19 protein-coding genes are annotated in these 17,131 nt (G+C 41.6%); 3 read left to right on the plus strand and 16 right to left on the minus strand.

The features are described from left to right. The first annotated feature begins 1 nt into the window (after position 1). Entirely contained in the window at positions 2-937 is a 936-nt protein-coding gene (locus ICI50_RS09195) for a ribonucleotide-diphosphate reductase subunit beta (RefSeq protein WP_013854775.1), read from the plus strand. Between the two features lie 44 nt (positions 938-981). Here the strand turns inward: ICI50_RS09195 and ICI50_RS09200 are convergent, their stop codons facing one another. From ICI50_RS09200 to ICI50_RS09230, 7 genes are all read right to left on the minus strand, one after another. After that, a complete protein-coding gene (locus ICI50_RS09200) occupies positions 982-1,536 on the minus strand; it encodes a hypothetical protein (protein ID WP_013854776.1) in 555 nt (184 codons plus the stop codon). A 238-nt stretch (positions 1,537-1,774) separates the two neighbouring features. Next, the gene (locus ICI50_RS09205) at positions 1,775-3,100 is read right to left on the minus strand and encodes an RNA-guided endonuclease InsQ/TnpB family protein (protein ID WP_188891536.1); all 1,326 of its coding nucleotides are present in this window, start codon (positions 3,098-3,100) and stop codon (positions 1,775-1,777) included. A 29-nt stretch (positions 3,101-3,129) separates the two neighbouring features. Continuing rightward, positions 3,130-3,738 (minus strand): IS607 family transposase, encoded by a 609-nt coding sequence (locus ICI50_RS09210; RefSeq protein WP_188891584.1) that lies wholly within the window; start codon positions 3,736-3,738, stop codon positions 3,130-3,132. Between the two features lie 374 nt (positions 3,739-4,112). Then, on the minus strand, positions 4,113-4,598 hold the full coding sequence (locus tag ICI50_RS09215) for a threonine/serine exporter family protein (RefSeq protein WP_013854777.1): 486 nt from the start codon (positions 4,596-4,598) through the stop codon (positions 4,113-4,115). A 2-nt stretch (positions 4,599-4,600) separates the two neighbouring features. Further along, a complete protein-coding gene (locus tag ICI50_RS09220) occupies positions 4,601-5,371 on the minus strand; it encodes a threonine/serine exporter family protein (protein ID WP_188891586.1) in 771 nt (256 codons plus the stop codon). Positions 5,372-5,381: 10 nt separating this feature from the next. After that, positions 5,382-6,923, minus strand: a complete 1,542-nt coding sequence (locus ICI50_RS09225; RefSeq protein WP_188891588.1) for an ABC-F family ATP-binding cassette domain-containing protein — start codon at positions 6,921-6,923, stop codon at positions 5,382-5,384. A 6-nt stretch (positions 6,924-6,929) separates the two neighbouring features. Next, the gene (locus ICI50_RS09230) at positions 6,930-7,301 is read right to left on the minus strand and encodes a hypothetical protein (RefSeq protein ID WP_025084257.1); all 372 of its coding nucleotides are present in this window, start codon (positions 7,299-7,301) and stop codon (positions 6,930-6,932) included. Positions 7,302-7,446: 145 nt separating this feature from the next. On the opposite strand from ICI50_RS09230, the gene ICI50_RS09235 reads away from it, so the two are divergent. Further along, complete coding sequence (locus tag ICI50_RS09235) at positions 7,447-8,025, plus strand: GNAT family N-acetyltransferase (RefSeq protein WP_013854781.1); 579 nt, start codon at positions 7,447-7,449, stop codon at positions 8,023-8,025. On the opposite strand, the gene ICI50_RS09240 is transcribed toward ICI50_RS09235, so the two are convergent. Both ICI50_RS09240 and ICI50_RS09245 read right to left on the minus strand, forming a co-directional pair. Beyond that, positions 8,000-8,689 (minus strand): DUF554 domain-containing protein, encoded by a 690-nt coding sequence (locus tag ICI50_RS09240; protein WP_013854782.1) that lies wholly within the window; start codon positions 8,687-8,689, stop codon positions 8,000-8,002. The two genes, ICI50_RS09235 and ICI50_RS09240, sit on opposite strands and share 26 nt — an antisense overlap. A 69-nt stretch (positions 8,690-8,758) precedes the next feature. Continuing rightward, positions 8,759-9,988 (minus strand): LCP family glycopolymer transferase, encoded by a 1,230-nt coding sequence (locus ICI50_RS09245; protein WP_054640592.1) that lies wholly within the window; start codon positions 9,986-9,988, stop codon positions 8,759-8,761. 161 nt (positions 9,989-10,149) lie between these two features. On the opposite strand from ICI50_RS09245, the gene pepF reads away from it, so the two are divergent. Beyond that, complete coding sequence (gene pepF / locus ICI50_RS09250; RefSeq protein ID WP_188891590.1) at positions 10,150-11,946, plus strand: oligoendopeptidase F; 1,797 nt, start codon at positions 10,150-10,152, stop codon at positions 11,944-11,946. A 65-nt stretch (positions 11,947-12,011) separates the two neighbouring features. On the opposite strand, the gene ICI50_RS09255 is transcribed toward pepF, so the two are convergent. The 7 genes from ICI50_RS09255 to ICI50_RS09285 form a co-directional block, all read right to left on the minus strand. Further along, complete coding sequence (locus tag ICI50_RS09255) at positions 12,012-12,245, minus strand: bacteriocin immunity protein (RefSeq protein ID WP_025084256.1); 234 nt, start codon at positions 12,243-12,245, stop codon at positions 12,012-12,014. Beyond that, positions 12,220-12,417 carry a helix-turn-helix transcriptional regulator gene (locus ICI50_RS09260; RefSeq protein WP_013854786.1) on the minus strand — a complete coding sequence of 66 codons (198 nt, stop codon included), beginning with the start codon at positions 12,415-12,417 and terminating at the stop codon, positions 12,220-12,222. The genes ICI50_RS09255 and ICI50_RS09260 overlap by 26 nt, the downstream gene beginning before the upstream one ends. Positions 12,418-12,889: 472 nt before the next feature. After that, the gene (locus ICI50_RS09265) at positions 12,890-14,209 is read right to left on the minus strand and encodes an RNA-guided endonuclease InsQ/TnpB family protein (protein ID WP_013851273.1); all 1,320 of its coding nucleotides are present in this window, start codon (positions 14,207-14,209) and stop codon (positions 12,890-12,892) included. Positions 14,210-14,241: 32 nt separating this feature from the next. After that, entirely contained in the window at positions 14,242-14,652 is a 411-nt protein-coding gene (gene tnpA / locus ICI50_RS09270) for an IS200/IS605 family transposase (protein ID WP_188891539.1), read from the minus strand. A 201-nt stretch (positions 14,653-14,853) separates the two neighbouring features. After that, positions 14,854-15,018 carry a hypothetical protein gene (locus ICI50_RS09275; protein WP_013854793.1) on the minus strand — a complete coding sequence of 55 codons (165 nt, stop codon included), beginning with the start codon at positions 15,016-15,018 and terminating at the stop codon, positions 14,854-14,856. A gap of 9 nt (positions 15,019-15,027) precedes the next feature. Next, entirely contained in the window at positions 15,028-15,189 is a 162-nt protein-coding gene (locus ICI50_RS09280) for a hypothetical protein (RefSeq protein ID WP_013854794.1), read from the minus strand. Positions 15,190-15,362: 173 nt separating this feature from the next. Then, entirely contained in the window at positions 15,363-16,877 is a 1,515-nt protein-coding gene (locus ICI50_RS09285) for an L-lactate permease (RefSeq protein ID WP_056940950.1), read from the minus strand. Between the last annotated feature and the right edge of the window lie 254 nt (positions 16,878-17,131).

The following is a 17,131-nucleotide window of genomic DNA, read 5'->3' on the forward strand; positions in this document are numbered from 1 at the left end:
TATGACTGAGAAATATTACAAAGCAATTAACTGGAACGACATAGAGGACCGAGTCGATAAATCCGCCTGGGCGCGGCTAAATGATATTATTTGGGAGCCACGTCACGTTCCTGTTAGTGAAGACAAAAAAGAATTTTTAAAATTAGCTAAGCCGGTGCAAGAAGCATTGCTTCATGCATTTGGCTCATTGACCTTCTCATCTGGTTTGCAAATGAGAAATGGCTTGGAACAGATCAAGGCAGACGCGATTACACCAGAAGAATCTGCTGTATTCAATGCCCTGCAATATTTGGAATCAATTGCCAACAAAGGTTACAGCTACGTCTTGCGTGAGTTAAGCTCTGATGAAGACGTGAAGAAGACCTTGGCTTGGGCAGATGATAATCCTTATTTGCAAAAGAAGATTCACACGCTGAACAAGATCTACCAATCAGGGGATGCCTTGCAAAAGAAGGTGGCCAACGTCTTGCTAGAAACCGCGTTGTATCACTCCGGATTCTACGCTCCGCTCTATCTTTTTGGTCAAGGGCAAATGGTCAGAACCGCCGAAATTGTGAAATTGGCTCTGCGTGGGACTTCCTTCAGCGGCATTTATCCAGGCTATAAGTTCCGCTTAGGCTATGCCAAGTTAGGCAAAGATGAACAAAAGCGCCTTAAGCAATGGATCGATGACTTGTACGACGAGCTAGTTGCTAATGAGGAAAAGCATATCGAATTAATGTACAAGGATACTGGTTGGACTAACGACGTGAAGCACTACTTCTACTACAGCGTCAACAAGGCCTACCTCAACTTAGGCTTCCAAGCTAAGTACCCTGACACCTCGGACACGATCAACCCAATTATTGAAAAGGGTGTGATCAAGAGTGCGGTCTTTGAAGACTTCTTCTTCTACACTAACAACCACTCATTAACCAAGTTCAGAGAAATTAAATAGCAATCAAAAAGCCATCAACAAAGTGTTGATGGTTTTTATTATGCTTATTTTTTAGCCGTTTTCTTAGTAGTTTTCTTTTTGCTAGTCGTCTTTTTCTTGGCGGCTGTTTTTTTGGTTTCAGCCTTGGTCTTCTCCGGTTTTTGATATTCCCGAATTGTCGTTAATTTTTCAATAATAGCTTCGATCAGCTTAGTTACTACCGCATCAGGATCTTTTTCTAATTCTTCTTCAGTAGCCAATTGATCAATTCTGAAGCCGGATACGTTGACAAAATCTGAACGCGTTTCAAAATACACGTTTAACGGATATTCTTGCCCTTCTTCGAAGAAATTGGCGATCTTCTTGTAATTGCTATAAGGCAGATTAATAATGTTGGTTTCTAAGGCGAAGGTAGCTGGACGCTGACCAGTAACTGTCAGTTGCGTTTGCACTAAGGAATTATGCTTAAAAGCAGCAGCTGCTTCCTTAACCATCTTCTCTGCATATGGCTTAATCTTGTTCTTCGATTTACTAATAGCAGCATATTTTACCGTTTCAAGATCTTGAATGTAGTCTTGATTCTCAATTTTTTCGTTTAAGTCTTTTAAATTAATCTTCAAAATACACAGTCCTCAATTTAATATCTATGTTAGAAAATATTAGGTCAATACAGTCATTTTGCTTCAAATGACCCTATTTTCCTAAGAATGCAACTTTTTTTAGCCAATATCTGCCGTCAACCTTTTTAAAACACTCCGTTTATCTATGATGATAACCGAAGCTATAAGGACAACTTTACAACAGCGTCAACCCAGCTAAAGCCAGCCGCCAAGCTATTTTCGTTTGTCAAGTGGACGCTCAAATGAGAGGCGACCATTTGACTGGATGCAACACTGCATCCGCTATCCCTTCATCTAATGAAAATTTAGGGAATACTTTTCTGCTTATCTGCAAGGCTCCGTTAATATCCGCATTAACCAGTCTGCCGTTATTCGACTGGAACAGCCCACGGTGAATGCGTCTGTTAATCGGGGTTTTGCCTTGTCTTTTACGGCTCTGGTTGCCGTTCTCCCAGCAAGGCTTTTCATGATCCAAAGCACTTGTCTGACTAGTGTAGCTTTCATTAGTTCTAATGACGCTAATGCCAGCTAGGTTGGCTTTATATTGAATCATGTCGATCATGACCTTGTGCGGAATGCCGATAAAGTTTTGATTGTTCTTTCTGCCCATATCGGAACTGCGCTTCCAAGACTTGTTATTGCCGATCACGATCGTGTTTGCACCACAGCTTAGCGCATAATCAACGATGCGCTTGGATGCTTTGTGGGCAAACTGCCGGATCTTGCGATTGCGCCATGCCGTAATTCTGCGCATGGCTTTGGTCTCCCGATAAACTGGCTTCTTTCCCTGCTTGGTATCAACTATGCTTTCAAGCTGATGATACCGAGCCTGCAAAGCTTTTAGCCTTGAACGCTCCTTGTTGTAGTACTGATTAACCGATTTGATGGCCCGGCCATTAACAAGCAAAGGCGCTTTTTGGATATTAGCCACGCAAGCAAAGGCATGGTCTACTCCCGGATCAATACCCATGTAGCGACCGTTATCAGGCAAATAGTCAATATCTCGATTTGTTTTGTATTGCACGATGGCCTTATAACCGCCATAGACCGGCTTAAAAGCTACTCTTTGAATAGCCTTGACCTGCGGTGTTAATTTCAGTTTGAAGCCAAGCTTAGGTATGATTAAATAGTCATCCTTTACTTTGGCGTTTTGATTAGTGACAAAGAAGACATGTCTTTGACCTTTGGCTAAGTACTTAGGCATTCTTGGCCGACCGGTAAATTTGCCGGGGTTGGCTTGATATGCTTTGAGTGCCTTAAGCCAAGCCGACCAGATAGTATTGACTTCTTTCAGAGTCTGTTGGGCGCTTTGAACATAGAATAATGAGTGGTAAAGCATAGATTCACGAGCGCTATAGCGCTTTTTGAATCTTTGGTCTAAATCGCAATAGCCTTTGACGTAATTCCTTTTAAAGAAGCCCTGACGCAGATCATAAAGGGCACGGTTATAAAGATCATGACTGGCATGACTGCACTGATCCAGCTTGCTGTTTCCAGCAACCAGGTATTCGCTGGCTAGATGTTCATATTGAGCCTTGTTTCTAGGCACGATTTTCTTACGCATAGTTTCGCCTCCTTTAAAATATGATTAGTCTACTTAGTCTTTTCCTTTTGATTCAAAGTGGCTTCAAAAAGCTTTCTTTCAGCTCTGCGATGGGAATATTCTCTCATTGAAAAGCAGTGAAGCAGGCTAATGATTTCTTCAAACAATTCCTGCTCATCAGTTTTGGGGTTCATCTCATCTGAAATCACGTCAATTTCAGTACCGTAGTTTTTAAATAAATATTCAAACAGTTCAAAGCCCACCCGACTTAAGCGATCTTTGTGAGTGATAATAACCCGCTTGACCTTGCCTGCTAAGATTAAGTCAAGCATCTTGAAAAACTGCTTGCGGTTCTTGAAAGAAATGCCACTGGCAATATCTTGAAAGCTATCGTTTGCCTGAAAGCCTTTGCTTTGAGCAAAATCAGACAGCTCCTGCATTTGCTTAGCCAAATCAGCTTTCTGCTTATAGGTTGAAACTCGGCCATATAAAACGGTCAAGCGTTTGGAATGTTTATTCTTAAGCAAAAAAACGGAATCATCATCAAAATTATATTGACCGGTTGGCAATTTTTTAGCCTCAAGGATTCCTTTTTCACGATAGCGTTTCAGAGTTGAACGACTGATTTGAAGCAAATCCATCACTTTTCCAGCTTTCAAAAGATCATCTCCTTCACTGATATTATATCATATATACTCATAAAGCCACTAAAGCAAGACTAAAAAATAAGCAATCATATCAAGTAATTGCTTATGAAATAATTAAACTAATAATTTCTGACTATATACCAACATACTACAAAAAAAATTTTTGTCATCTTTTTTTATCAAATCATAAAAAAAGACGAGCTTCATAAAAAGCTCGTCCTTCTAACTCAAGGCACATGCTTAAAGCATATGTGGGCAGTTAACTGTTCACATCAGTGAGCCCACCATCAGCGCTTCCCGCGCCTGCCAGTAAAAGCGGATGTCCTCTATCTCATAAATATTACGCATCTCGCGTTAAATCAATCGACTCGTCGATAAGTAGTGTACTATTTTTTACGCTGAATGTACAGCTGAATTTTACGTAAGTGTCGCCGCTTCAATTTATAAAAGGCTTCAGTACACATCGTTGATAACAAAAAGCCGATCCCAATCGCGCCAGTGACGATTGCCACGCGCAGAATCAATTCCTGTCCTTGCGTGTAGTTGCCGATTACCAAAGCACGCACTGCCTGATAAGCCGGCATCCCTGGCACCAGCGGCACTAAAGCCGGAATATTGAAGACGGTCACCGGGCACTTTTTTATCCGAGCAAAGCAGAGTCCTAAGATGCCAATCAAAAAAGCACCTAACAGATTGGACAGCATGCGTCCCATCCCTGCTCTAAAGCACAGCCAATAAGCCATCCAGCCCACGGCGCCACTAATTCCTGAGAGATTCAATGCACGGTGCGGAACATTGATGGTTAAAGCAAAGCCCACCGAAGCAATATATGAGAATGTAACATTAATTACTATTTCTAACCAAAATGGCATTTTTACGCCCCCATGAACCTCAAGATCAAACCGACGCCAGCGCCTAAAGCTAATGCACTCAGCGTTGCCTCACACATTCGCACAATACCAGAGAGCAAATCTCCCATAAATAAATCTCGCAGGGCGTTGGTCAAAGCCAGGCCCGGCACCAGCGTCATCAAGGCACCAATCAAGATGTGGTCGATAATTACCGCCGGATCAAGATAATTCAAGATCACGGCTAATAATCCCATCACCATGGCCGCGATTAGTTCCGATAAGAAGCGGACTTTGGTATATTTTTTAAACTCGCAATATGCCCAAAAGCCCACAGCACCAACAATCGCTGCCCCCGGAAAGTCGACCCAATCATAATTGTCCATGAACAAGACCATCAAGGTCGCACTAAGGACAGCCGCTCCGATGATCTGGAGCCACATCGGAAAAGACGGAGCCTTAGCTACTTGAATAATGCGCTCACGCAATTCCGTAATGTCGATTTTTTTAGCCGCAAATAAACGGGATAATTGGTTAACCCGATCTACTAGCTCCAAGTTAATATTTCGGTCGCGAATTTGCTTCATCTGCGACAAGTCGCCGCCATCTAAGCTCATGAAGACGCAGGTCGGGGTCGCGAACACTCGCGTATCTTCAACGCCAGCGTTACGGGCAATGCGCAGCATCGTATCTTCAACGCGGTACATCTCGCTGCCACCTTCGATCATCAGCCGTCCTGCAGTTAAACAAATATCTAATATTTCCTGATAAAATTGGGCATCTTTCTTATCAGACATGGTATTAACCTCACTTCATTGTTTCAATATCGATTGTCTTATCTACCCAGTCGCCGCGGAAGAAGTCGCGCTCGTGACTAACAATAATCACGCCACCAGGGAAGTTCACGATAGCTTTTCTTAATGCATCCTTGGTATCGTTATCCAAGTGGTTGGTCGGTTCATCAAGGAAAAGCAGGTTAGCTGGTTCAAACTGCATCTTGGCCAGCTTCACCTTTTCTTGCTCGCCCCCAGATAATTCCTTCAAGGGACTCATCGCTTGCTGCGCGGTCAAACCCATGCGAGCTAATGCTTGACGCAGTTCCCGCGGCCTTTTGCGTTCAAATTCTTCTTGCAGGTATTGCAAAGGCGTCATATTGCTATTCGGCCAAGCCAAATCCTGCTTGAAGTAAGCCAACTTAGCCGTCACTGACAACTCATACGAGCCAAAGATTGGCTTTAATTGCCCTAGCAATGTTTTAAGCAAGGTAGTTTTACCAATCCCGTTAAAACCAGTAATCGCCACTTTTTCATCCCCACCAACGGAGAAGTTAAAGGCCGACTTAACCAAAGCATGATCATAGCCAATAACCAAGTCTTGCGTTTGCAGGAGCAAATTAGAAGCAGTCGCTACGTACGGAAACTCAAACTTCGCCCGGCGATTATTCTTAGGCGGCGTCAACACGTCCATTCTCGCCAGCTGCTTCTCCCGTGACTTAGCACTCTTAGCTCGCGTACCAGCCTTATTCTTACGAATATAGGCCTCAGTCTTGGCGATCTTGCGCTGCTGATTAGCATAAGCCTTCATATAGGTCTCACGGTTAGCCGCCTTTTGTCTTAACGCCTGCTTCAACGTACCCGTATAACGGGTAATCGTGCCAAAATCGATGTCAATAATGCAGTTAGTGATACGCCCTAAAAAGTCGTAGTCATGACTAACCACGATAAAGGCACCTGAGAAATTATTCAAGTAGTCCACTAACCAATCGATGTGCGACACATCCAAATAGTTGGTTGGCTCATCGAGCACTAAGACATCAGGACTTTGCAATAATAGCTTGGCTAAAATGATCTTGGAACGCTGCCCACCAGATAATTTCGAGACATCGTGATCATAGCCTAAATCAGCTAAACCTAAGCCAGCGGCCACCTGTTCAATTTCGGTATCAATCTCGTAAAAATTATTTTTTTCCAAGTACGTCTGCACCTTGCCTGCTTTTTCCAACAAGGTATCGTCTCCGTTTTCCGCATACTTGGCATATAGCTCGTTTAATTCTTTTTCTTTTTGATAAAGCTGGTCAAATGCCGTCCGCAAAAAGCCACGAATTGTCACGCCTGGTGCGAGCTTGGCGTACTGATCCAGGTAGCCGACATCGATTTTATTTTGCCACTTGACCTGACCATCATCAGGGATAATTTCCCCCGTCAGAATCTTAATCAAGGTCGACTTGCCAACTCCATTTTGTCCAGTGACTCCCATGTGGTCTTCTTTGTTCAGGACAAAATTGGCATCCTCATATAAAGTCTTATCAATAAAACTCTGACTCAAATCTTTTACGGTTAATAAACCCATTTTTCCCTATTCCTTTGCTTGTTGCTGCTTTTCATATTTTTGCAAAGCATCTAATACGCGAGGCCAGTAACGTTTGGGCAAGATTAATTGCAGGCGATTCTGATAAATTGGAAAGTCGCTTGCCTTCATCCCCGTAATCTTAGCCAGCTGCTGGTCCGTTAACTTATATTCATAAACAATACGCTTAATCTCAACTGAAGCATGTCCCCTAAAATAAGACAGACAGAAGAAAAAAATTGCAAAAACTCCTGCGATAATAATCGATAATTGTAAGTTTAGCCTGAAACTACGCTGGCAAATGAAGATGACAGCAATAAAAGAAATAATAGCAGAAATGACGCCATAAATAATTGGAAAAGCAGATTCTTTCTTTTGCATGATTTTTCCTTCTTTCAATAAGAAACTAGTTGCTACGAACGTATCAGAAATTACGTAGTATTGCAACCAGTAGATCAAGAATGACATTTTTTACCAAATTAAGTATACTTTTTATAATCAGATTTTCAGCTAGAAAGGACGCACTATGCCTCAAGAAAAAATTCATTATTATTTTTCATTAATTCACTTTCAACTTGATGACCTAGACATTCACCTAGTTATGCCCCAATCCTGGCAAGCGATTGATCTTTATCAAGCAATTGCCCACGATCGCGTGAGTCTAGGCAAATGGTTGCCCTGGGCCTATCAAATGAAGTCCGCTCAAGATGAAGCCAGCTTTATCCAGACAATTCAAGAAAAGATGATCAAGGATCGCATGGTCGTGCTCACCATCTTGGTCAACGGCGAACCTAGCGGCATGATCGATCTGCATAATTTAGTTAAAAACCAAAAAGGCGAGATCGGCTACTGGCTCTCCAGCACATATCAAGGCCGGGGCATCGTAACTAATAGCGTCTTAAAATTATGCCAGTATGCCTTCAGCGAACTGAATTTACAGTATGTTGATCTAATCGTTGCGGTAGAAAATGGCAAAAGCGCGCGCATTGCTCGCAATGCTGACTTTAAACTAATGGGAATGAAAAAGAATCTCATTAATGACAAGTTAGACGGACAGATTTTTAGAAAAATCAATCCAATTAGAATAAACCAGTCAGATCTTTAATAATGAAAAAGGCGATTGGTACTAATAGTGCAGGCAAAAAATTCAAGGTTTTGACATCGCGGATTTTTAACAAAGCTAGACCAGAGCAGGCGATCAAGAAGCCGCCCACAATGGAGATTTCGGCTACTAGTGGCCCAGTGAAAAAACTAGCCGATAAAAATTGGGCTACTAGATAAATGCTGCCTTGCCAGCAGAACAATACTGGCGCTACTAACAGCATCCCCCAGCCAAAGCTGGCACCGAAGACCATCGACGTTACAAAATCCATCATCGCGTTAGTGAACAGCATTGTATTATCGCCCTTCACGGCTGCCATTACGGGGCCAACGATTGACAACGCCCCAATGCAACAGAGCAAAATCTCTGTTGCTAAACCTTTACCTAGATTGGACTTACCAGCTTTTTCTACTAAACGATCGAACCGGCCAGAAATATCCAGAGCCGTACCGATTAAGCCACCTAAGGCAAGGCTAACAATGAATAAAACCGGATAATGACTCTTCGGCATATTGTTAGTGACATTTTCCCAACCAATACCTAGAGCCGCTAGCCCCATCGCAATAAACAATACATCTTCAAAGCGCTGGTTGATCCCTTTCTTCAAGAAACAGCCAATCGCCGTTCCTACGAGTAGGGCTAACGTGTTAACAATTGTACCAAGCATCTTTTTTCACCTCTTAATCTTATTTTACCGCAAGCAAAAAACGCATCTCTAGTTCAGATGCGTTTTTCATTACCATTGGAACTTCCAGCCACCACTTGAAGATGAACTTGAGCTGCTCGACTGCGGATTAGGATTTTTGCCATAGCCAGAATTAGAGCCACGTGCCGGTTTATCCACATCGCGTTCATAAATTTGATAATTCGTAAATGCTTGTGGATTATCCCATTTAACGTGATTATTCTGATCGTTCAATTCATTTTGTCGCGTTTCTTCATTATCTAAGGTTTCAGTATCTAGATTTAAGTTCTTGCGAATCTTGTCTGACGTTTTCTGCAATTCCTTAGTAGAAGCCACTTGAATTGATGCTCCATCGATCCAGGCATCGTGTCCTTGCAAGTAGCCGCTCTTCAAATTATTCATGCAGCCGCGATAATTCAGCGCCAAACTTAACATGTCGTTGAAGCTAAGGTTAGTCTTCACGTATTTATTAAAAATATCGACTAACTTGCGGTAATTGCTAATGGTGTTAACTGACATAGCCTTTTTAGCAATCGCCTGAATTACTTGCCGCTGACGCAATTGACGCCCATAATCGCCGCGCGGATCTTCCTTTCTCATCCGGACATAAGCTACGGCATGACGACCATTCAGGTGTTGTTTACCCTTGTGGAAGTCACACCAGTCATATGAGAAGCTGAACGGCACATTGACATCAACGCCACCTACGGCATTAACCAAACTACGCAAGGCCTTCATATTAACCTCAACGTAATAGTTGATTGGCACGTTAAGCATGCTGGAGACGGTCTTCACGCTCGTGCGACTGCCGCCAACCTCGTAAGCGGAATTGACTCTGAACATAAAGTACTTGTCGCCGGGGTCACCCTTAATATCAGCGAGCGTATCCCGCGGAATCGAGGTCATGGTTGCCGTATTCTTTTGCGGATTAGTCGTTGCTAAAATCAAAGTATCGGAATTGCCTTGATCATGTCGGCCTTCAATCCCTTGATCGACTCCTAAGATAAGTACAGAAATGGGTTGTCTAGTTGAAATCTTAACTGAATTAGCAATGTTGCCGCCACCCTTACTGTCAATAGCACTATGCACCATAAAGTACATGTGGGCTGCCCAGGCAACACCGAAGCAGATGACTAACAAGAACGCCACACCAATGAAGCGGGCAAACATGTTGCCAGATTTAAGTGCAGTAGCATCCGCTGCTAAGGAACGATTGCGATGAAGATTGAGCGAAGAGTGTTTGGCTCGATATTCTTCTCTGCGTTTGGAATTTGGATCCATTCTTTACATCTTTTCCCTTCAAAATTAATACAGTTTATTTGTATCACTTTTAATCTCTGGATAAAATAAAATTATCGATAATTAATAATAACTTATTTTTTGTATTCAATCATATATTCAAACACGATGTATACAAAATTTAATATATTAGGGAGGAAAATATGGCAATACCAACTAGAGATGAAGTCCCAGCAGAACTTAAATGGGACTTGACGAGAATTTTTAAGACAGATCAAGATTGGGAGCAGGCTTACGACGACACTAAACAAGAAGTAGCTGAACTTGATCAATTAAAAGGATCATTAGCTAAGTCGGGACAAGATTTATACGAAGGCTTAACCAAGATCTTAGCAGTTAGACGCAAGGTAGAAAATATCTACGTTTATGCCACTATGTCTAGTGATGTCGATACCGCTAATTCACACTACTTAGGCTATGTTAGCCGGGTGCAGAGTTTGGCTAATCAATTCGAAGCCGTAACCAGCTTTATTAGTCCAGAAATCTTGAGCATCCCAGAAGACAAGTTCAAGCAATTTTTGCAAGCTGAACCACGCTTAAAGAATTACGCTCACTACTTGGAAACGATCACTAATAAGCGGCCCCATACTTTACCAGCTGAGGAAGAAAAAATTATTGCCGATGCCGGGGATGCCTTAAGCACTTCAGAGAACACTTTCAATGTTTTAACCAACTCCGACATGGAATACGGCTACGTGCAAGATGACGACGGCAATATGGAACAGTTGTCTGATGGGCTTTATTCATTATTGATTCAGTCACAGAACCGTGACGTCAGAAAAGGTGCCTTTGACACGCTCTATACAACATATGGTCAATTTCAAAACTCCTTAGCTTCTACTCTTTCCGGCGTAGTCAAGAAGCACAACTATAACGCTCGCGTGCACAAGTATAATTCGGCACGTGAAGCCGCATTAGCTGAAAACGGCGTACCAACCAAGGTTTACGACACTTTGATTCAAGAAGTTGATTCACACCTTGACCTGCTTCACCGTTATGTTGCGCTGCGTAAGAAAATTTTAGGCTTGAAAGATTTACAAATGTGGGACATGTACGTGCCGCTAACGGGTAAGCCATCACTGTCCTACAATTTTAAGGAAGCAAAAGAAGTTGCCAAGAAGGCCTTGGCCCCACTTGGTGAAGACTACTTGAAGCATGTCGATTATATTTTTAATAACCGCGTGATCGACAGCGTGGAAAATAAAAACAAGGTGACTGGTGCTTACTCTGGTGGTGCTTACGGCACTGACCCATATGAACTGCTCAACTGGGAAGACAATATTGATTCACTTTACACTTTAGTTCACGAAACCGGTCACTCCGTTCACTCTTGGTATACGCGTCATACCCAGCCTTACATCTATGGCGAGTATCCGATCTTCGTGGCTGAGATTGCTTCAACGACGAACGAAAATATTTTGACCGAATATTTCCTGGGGCATATTACCGATCCGAAGACGCGGGCCTTTATTCTGAACTACTACCTTGACTCATTCAAGGGCACGCTGTTCCGTCAAACGCAATTCGCTGTTTTTGAACAATTCTTGCATGAAGCTGATGCCAAAGGCGAACCATTAACTGCCGATACTCTGGATGAGGTTTATGGACAAATCAACCAGCACTACTACGGTGATGCGGTTGAACCCGGCGGCGATATTGCCTTAGAGTGGTCACGAATTCCGCACTTCTACTACAACTTCTACGTTTACCAATATGCGACGGGCTTTGCGGCTGCGACTGCTTTGGCTAACAAGGTAGTACATGGAACAACGGCGGAGAGGGATGCCTACCTTGGCTTCCTTAAGGCTGGATCTAGCGATTACCCAACAGAGATCATGAAGCACGCTGGCGTGGACATGACTAAGCCGGATTACTTGGAAGATGCATTTAAGACTTTTGAAAAGCGCTTGGATGAATTTGAGAGTTTGATTGAGAAGTAAGAACAAAAATAATCGGTATCAAATCACTTGAAATGATACCGATTATTTTCTTATGATACTGATTTTTAAATTGAACCTGTTAAGCCAGCATTTCTCCACTTATCAGGATTCTCATTCAATGAAACTTCTAGCTTTGTCAATTCAGGAGTTAATTTAAAATTATGTGATAGTAAATAATTATCCAGATCATGATTTAGCTCAAATACGACTTTATCAAGGCTCACGCCATGTTCCAAATTACTTAGAGCATGATTTATTACTTTGCATTTTATTTCACTCCTCTGGCCAAAAAAGATCATCTAAAGTCTTATCTAGCGCCTGACAAATTCGAATGCACAAATTAACTGACGGATTATAATTGCCCTTCTCAATCGCTGAAATCGTTTGCCGCGAAACATCTACTTTTTTAGCCAAGTCTTCTTGTGACCAATCTTTGCCAGCTCGCGCTGCCTTCATCCGTAAATTTTTCATAGCCTATCACTTTCTTTACCACGGTGCAACATTAATAAGCTTAATACGCCGATGACGAGCCAAAACACTCCCAGAATAGATAAACATAAAGATACTTCAAGTACCTCCGTAATATGATTATCTTTTAACACGAAATAATAAACGATTTTACTAGACAAATAAATATAGGAAATCAAACTAATAAAAATCAAATTATTTTCATCAGTTAATAATTTATGTATTTTTACAGAAAACTTTTGCACTAATAATATCAACAAAATATCTATAGCCAATGCTATTAATATTATTTTCTTATTAATACTTATTCCAAATAACAGAATGACCTACCACCCATCAAATAGATGGGTGGTCTCTTTGTTTAGAGTTTTTCTGCGAACAGCCTGACTTGTCCTCTTCATTCAAAAATGTCCACTCAAGTTTTCTTGAGCTTAGTGGCTTTTTAATCCCACAAGAGCATAGCGGTCGGCCTATTTTAGCAAGGCTGGGCCCCAGCCTGTATTTTACTTATTTTGCTTCCTAAGCTAACTGCTCTAGCCAAGATATTCTTGGAGGCATTTACGTCTCGATCGTGATGCGCATGGCAGTATGGACAATCCCATTCTCTGATAGCTAGCCAGTCCCTGGTCTTCATATGGGCGAATCTTGGATTCTTTTTCCCACATTCTGAACAGATCCGGCTAGTATACTGCGGTTTCACCACAATCAGCTTCTTGCCGTACCACTCGCATTTGTAAGCCAGCAGTCTTCTGAACATGCCCCAAGAAGCATTAGCGATATTGTGAGCCAGCTTATGATTGCCGAGCAGATTCTTGATTTTCAAATCTTCAATGACAATCACGTCATAGCTCTTAACCAGCTCAGTCGTTACTTTCTGCAGGTAGTCGTATCTAATGTTTCTGATCTTAAGCTGGTACTTGCTTTTGGTCTTTCTCAGCTTTTGCCAGTTGGCATAGTCGTACTTGTCTATCTTGGCTTCTTTGTGGCTTTGGTTGAACCGAGCTACCCGCTTTTCAATCGCGGTCCGATTGCGGTCGCAGTGGCTTTGGCGCTTAAGCATTGCTTTTTCCAGCTTGAAGGTAGCAGGCACGCCAAAACGTTTGCCATCACTGGTTACCAGCCATTCTTTGCCCAGGCCAACGTCAATCCCCACTGATTTGCCAGTTTTCTTAGACTTCACCTGATATTGAGCTAGCTGTCGTTTATCTTTCACAACAGAAAAGCTGATATAATAGCGGTCTAAATCTTGCCGATAGGAAATGACAGCTTTTTGAATGCGGACATTTCTCAGATTATTCAAAGAGCTGGTTCTCAGCGTAATGCCGTTCTTCTTGCCAATTCTTAAGTGGTGCGGACTAAGCACTGCAATCTGAGCTTGAGCACCAGTCTTGGTCTGATATTTAACATTTTTAATCGTGGCAGTTTGAGAATAATACTTACGGCTTTTAAATCTGGGCTTGCCTTGCTTAATTTGTTTTTTAGTTAGAAAAGCCCACATGGCATCGCTAAAGCGTTCAACCGTAAATTGCAAAGACGTGCTGTTAACTCTTTTTAGCCATTCATGCTCCTTGCGCATCAGGGGAAGCCAGCTCTTCAAGACGCTAATTTTGGGAAATTTTAATTCAGGATTGGCTTCATAGCGTGCCTCAAAGGCAGCTACAAATTGATTCCAGACAAAACGATTAGCGCCAAACAACTGCCAAATCCAAGCTATTTGTTCACCTTCTGGGTAAATGCGATATTGTCTGGTGCCCAGTTGAATTTCATGTTCGGCAAGCTTAGTCTTAAAAGCCATAAATCTCATCTCCTTTCAATATTTAATGCGTATCATTTAAATGGTCTTTCCCATTGAGTTTCCACATAATGCTTAATAGTTTCTTCTGAGCAATTGCCTACTGTTCTGGCAAAATATGATGGCGACCACAAATGGTGATGGTAAAAGGACCGCCTTAATTCAGGCTTCTGCTTAAAAAGCCATCTTGCAGTGGTGCCTTTAAGCTTCTTAATTAAAACGGTAACTGATATCCAAGGTGGCATAACCACCTCTAAATGCACCTGATTGGGCATGATAGTCAGCGCCTCAACTTGACAAGAGTTTTCAGTACAAATTTTTCTAATCTTTTGATCAAGCATTTCTCTAATTTCAGATGTTAAAGCTTGATTGCGATATTTGGTTACCCAAACTAGGTGATAGATCAAAACTGAAACACTTGAAGAAGTATGATATTCTTTAACCATTAATATTAACTTAGCTCCTTGATACATATCAAATTTTAGCAAATTTAATTATACCATTAAAGAGATAAATTTAAGCAAAAAAGCAGGAGAAAGACCAAATTCATCCCCTCATCAATAGATGGGGAGGTATTCTCTGTTCTTTCTCCTAACTGTTTGTTCTCATTGCATAAAATAAAAAAATACCACTAATTTGAATAATGTCTACTGTAAAATCATCTGCACCACATCTTCCCAAAAAATCGATATTGCTATAAACAGAACAGAAAAAAGAGCGGTTTCTTTATTAAATTTTAAATTAGTGATCTTATAAAAAATCCAAAGATCTAAAATAGGCGAAACAACTAATTCTATAAAAATTAAACTCATTATTTTTCTCTAAAATATTCCAAAGAAATGTGCCCGCTTTTTATTCTTCTTTATCTTTTTTATCATGTTCGTCATATTCGTCCATGAAATAAAACTTACATTTGGATTAACTAATCCACCCACAAATCCACCCTTAACTTCAACTAATTCCTTTTCATTCAACTTCTTCATAATTCAAAACTTCCTTTCAATTCATTAATCTTTACATCATCAATATTACTACTCGCTCAATCCCACAAATAAAATCGTCATATTCTGCACCATTCGAATCATATTCTGCATTATGGTCCTGTTTTCCAAATCAAAAAAGCAACCGTATCCTCCCAATACAATTGCCTTTCATTCTATATCATCCCTGCAACCAGCCCAACTACATACAAGAAGATGCAGCAAACCACCAGATACAGGCTACCCCACTTAACGGTTTCCTTCAGGATCTCGCCTTCATCGCCTTCGCGGCTAATTGCACCAGTCGCCACTGCAATGTTCTGCGGCGACAGCATCCCTGCTGTAGCACCCGTCATGTTCGACGCTACGACCCAATACTTGCTTACGCCTAAATCCGCTGCAGCTGACAACTGTAAGTTACCAAACAGCACGTTAGCCGAAGTAGCCGAACCAGTTAAAAATGTTCCTAACGCTCCAATCAGCGGTGCAAACAATGGGTAAACTGGTCCAAGCAAGCTAACTAACGCAACAGCTAAAGCATCTGTCATTCCCGCATAAACCATTACTTTGGCTAAGCCTACAATCGCACAAACCGTAATGGTGGTCCTCCACACACTCTTAATGCATTGCCCTAAAACCTGCATCATTTTCTTAAAGCTAACGCCTTGAATCGTGCCCCCAATTAATGTAGATACAAAAAGCAAAGTACCTGGGGACGTCAGCCAGCTAATAGCCAGCGTATTCGGATCCTTCCCGGTATAGACAACTAAGTTAGCAGTAACTTTATTAAGCAAATTGCTTACCGGTGCCACTAATGATGATGCCAAAATTACAAAGATAAAAACCAAGATAAATGGTGAACAAGCTTTAAGCATTGCCTTCATACTTGGTCGTTCGACATCAGGTTCTTCCTCATCCTCATGCCATCTGGTAAACAGCACAGTGACGGCAATTGAGCAAAGTGAACCCACAATGGCAGGTAATTCTGCACCGACGAATTTAGCAGCTATTACCTGGGGAATAGCCATCCCTAATCCCGACATCAGGGTGATTAAGCCCACGCCTTTAACCGCTTTGATACTGCCTTCTGTTAAAATTACTAAAATGAACGGTACCAGTACTACCAATACAAATAATTGTAAAGTGACAATGAAGGATAAGTTTTCCTGCTTTAAATTAGTGACCTCAGCCAATGTTAAAATTGGCAAACCAATTGCACCAAATGCCGTGGCCGTTGTATTGGCAATCAAGCTAATTACCGACGCTCTAATTGGATCTAAACCAAAGGCAATTAAGATACCGGCCGCAATTGCTACCGCTGTACCAAAGCCAGCGATTGATTCCAGAAAGCCACCAAAGCCCCAGGCAATGATCAAGACGATAATTCGCTTATCAGTCGAAATGGTGGCCAGCATGTCTTGAATGGTTTTCATTCCGCCCGATTCAGTGGTTACATTATACGCAAATAAAGCCATCACAATGACGAACATGATCGGCCAGATGCCCATAATGATGCCTTCTAAAGCACCTGTCATCGTATCTAAAACTGGTAATTTAAAACTGACAACTGCCAGTACGCCTGTTAATACTAAGCCAATTACACAAGCACATGCAGCTGGCATACGCATTACGCCCAATGAAATGATTAACCAAATAATTGGGATTAATGCCAGTGCAAATTTAAGCCACATAAAGTCCTCCAATAAAAATGTATTCTATATTATTTAATCATTTATCAGGCAAAAATTAAAATCTAGATCATCGATTTTAGGATTTATTACGATTTATGCAATTTCTACTTGCAAGTTGGGCTAACAAACTATATAACAATTAATGGAAAGTAAAATTTCTCACATCATTTTAGAACTGCTCCTTGGAACAGAGTGGTTCTTTTTTCTACGCAAAAAAATACCAGGCTGAACAGTTTTCAACCTGGTATTATCAT

Origin of the sequence: Lactobacillus kefiranofaciens (genome assembly GCF_014656585.1) — a bacterium.
In the GTDB taxonomy this organism is placed as follows: Bacteria; Bacillota; Bacilli; order Lactobacillales; family Lactobacillaceae; genus Lactobacillus; species Lactobacillus kefiranofaciens.

Excerpts from the sequence above, each read along its gene's own strand:
- ICI50_RS09265 (WP_013851273.1), bottom strand. The coding sequence starts at position 14,209 with ATGGCTTTTAAGACTAAGCTTGCCGAACATGAAATTCAACTGGGCACC.
- ICI50_RS09205 (WP_188891536.1), bottom strand. The coding sequence starts at position 3,100 with ATGCGTAAGAAAATCGTGCCTAGAAACAAGGCTCAATATGAACATCTA.
- ICI50_RS09235 (WP_013854781.1), top strand. The coding sequence starts at position 7,447 with ATGCCTCAAGAAAAAATTCATTATTATTTTTCATTAATTCACTTTCAA.
- ICI50_RS09285 (WP_056940950.1), bottom strand. The coding sequence starts at position 16,877 with ATGTGGCTTAAATTTGCACTGGCATTAATCCCAATTATTTGGTTAATC.
- ICI50_RS09215 (WP_013854777.1), bottom strand. The coding sequence starts at position 4,598 with ATGCCATTTTGGTTAGAAATAGTAATTAATGTTACATTCTCATATATT.
- ICI50_RS09230 (WP_025084257.1), bottom strand. The coding sequence starts at position 7,301 with ATGCAAAAGAAAGAATCTGCTTTTCCAATTATTTATGGCGTCATTTCT.
- ICI50_RS09240 (WP_013854782.1), bottom strand. The coding sequence starts at position 8,689 with ATGCTTGGTACAATTGTTAACACGTTAGCCCTACTCGTAGGAACGGCG.
- ICI50_RS09275 (WP_013854793.1), bottom strand. The coding sequence starts at position 15,018 with ATGAGTTTAATTTTTATAGAATTAGTTGTTTCGCCTATTTTAGATCTT.
- ICI50_RS09260 (WP_013854786.1), bottom strand. The coding sequence starts at position 12,417 with ATGAAAAATTTACGGATGAAGGCAGCGCGAGCTGGCAAAGATTGGTCA.
- ICI50_RS09245 (WP_054640592.1), bottom strand. The coding sequence starts at position 9,988 with ATGGATCCAAATTCCAAACGCAGAGAAGAATATCGAGCCAAACACTCT.
- ICI50_RS09280 (WP_013854794.1), bottom strand. The coding sequence starts at position 15,189 with ATGAAGAAGTTGAATGAAAAGGAATTAGTTGAAGTTAAGGGTGGATTT.
- tnpA (WP_188891539.1), bottom strand. The coding sequence starts at position 14,652 with ATGGTTAAAGAATATCATACTTCTTCAAGTGTTTCAGTTTTGATCTAT.
- ICI50_RS09225 (WP_188891588.1), bottom strand. The coding sequence starts at position 6,923 with ATGGGTTTATTAACCGTAAAAGATTTGAGTCAGAGTTTTATTGATAAG.
- ICI50_RS09255 (WP_025084256.1), bottom strand. The coding sequence starts at position 12,245 with ATGATCTTTTTTGGCCAGAGGAGTGAAATAAAATGCAAAGTAATAAAT.
- ICI50_RS09220 (WP_188891586.1), bottom strand. The coding sequence starts at position 5,371 with ATGTCTGATAAGAAAGATGCCCAATTTTATCAGGAAATATTAGATATT.
- pepF (WP_188891590.1), top strand. The coding sequence starts at position 10,150 with ATGGCAATACCAACTAGAGATGAAGTCCCAGCAGAACTTAAATGGGAC.
- ICI50_RS09195 (WP_013854775.1), top strand. The coding sequence starts at position 2 with ATGACTGAGAAATATTACAAAGCAATTAACTGGAACGACATAGAGGAC.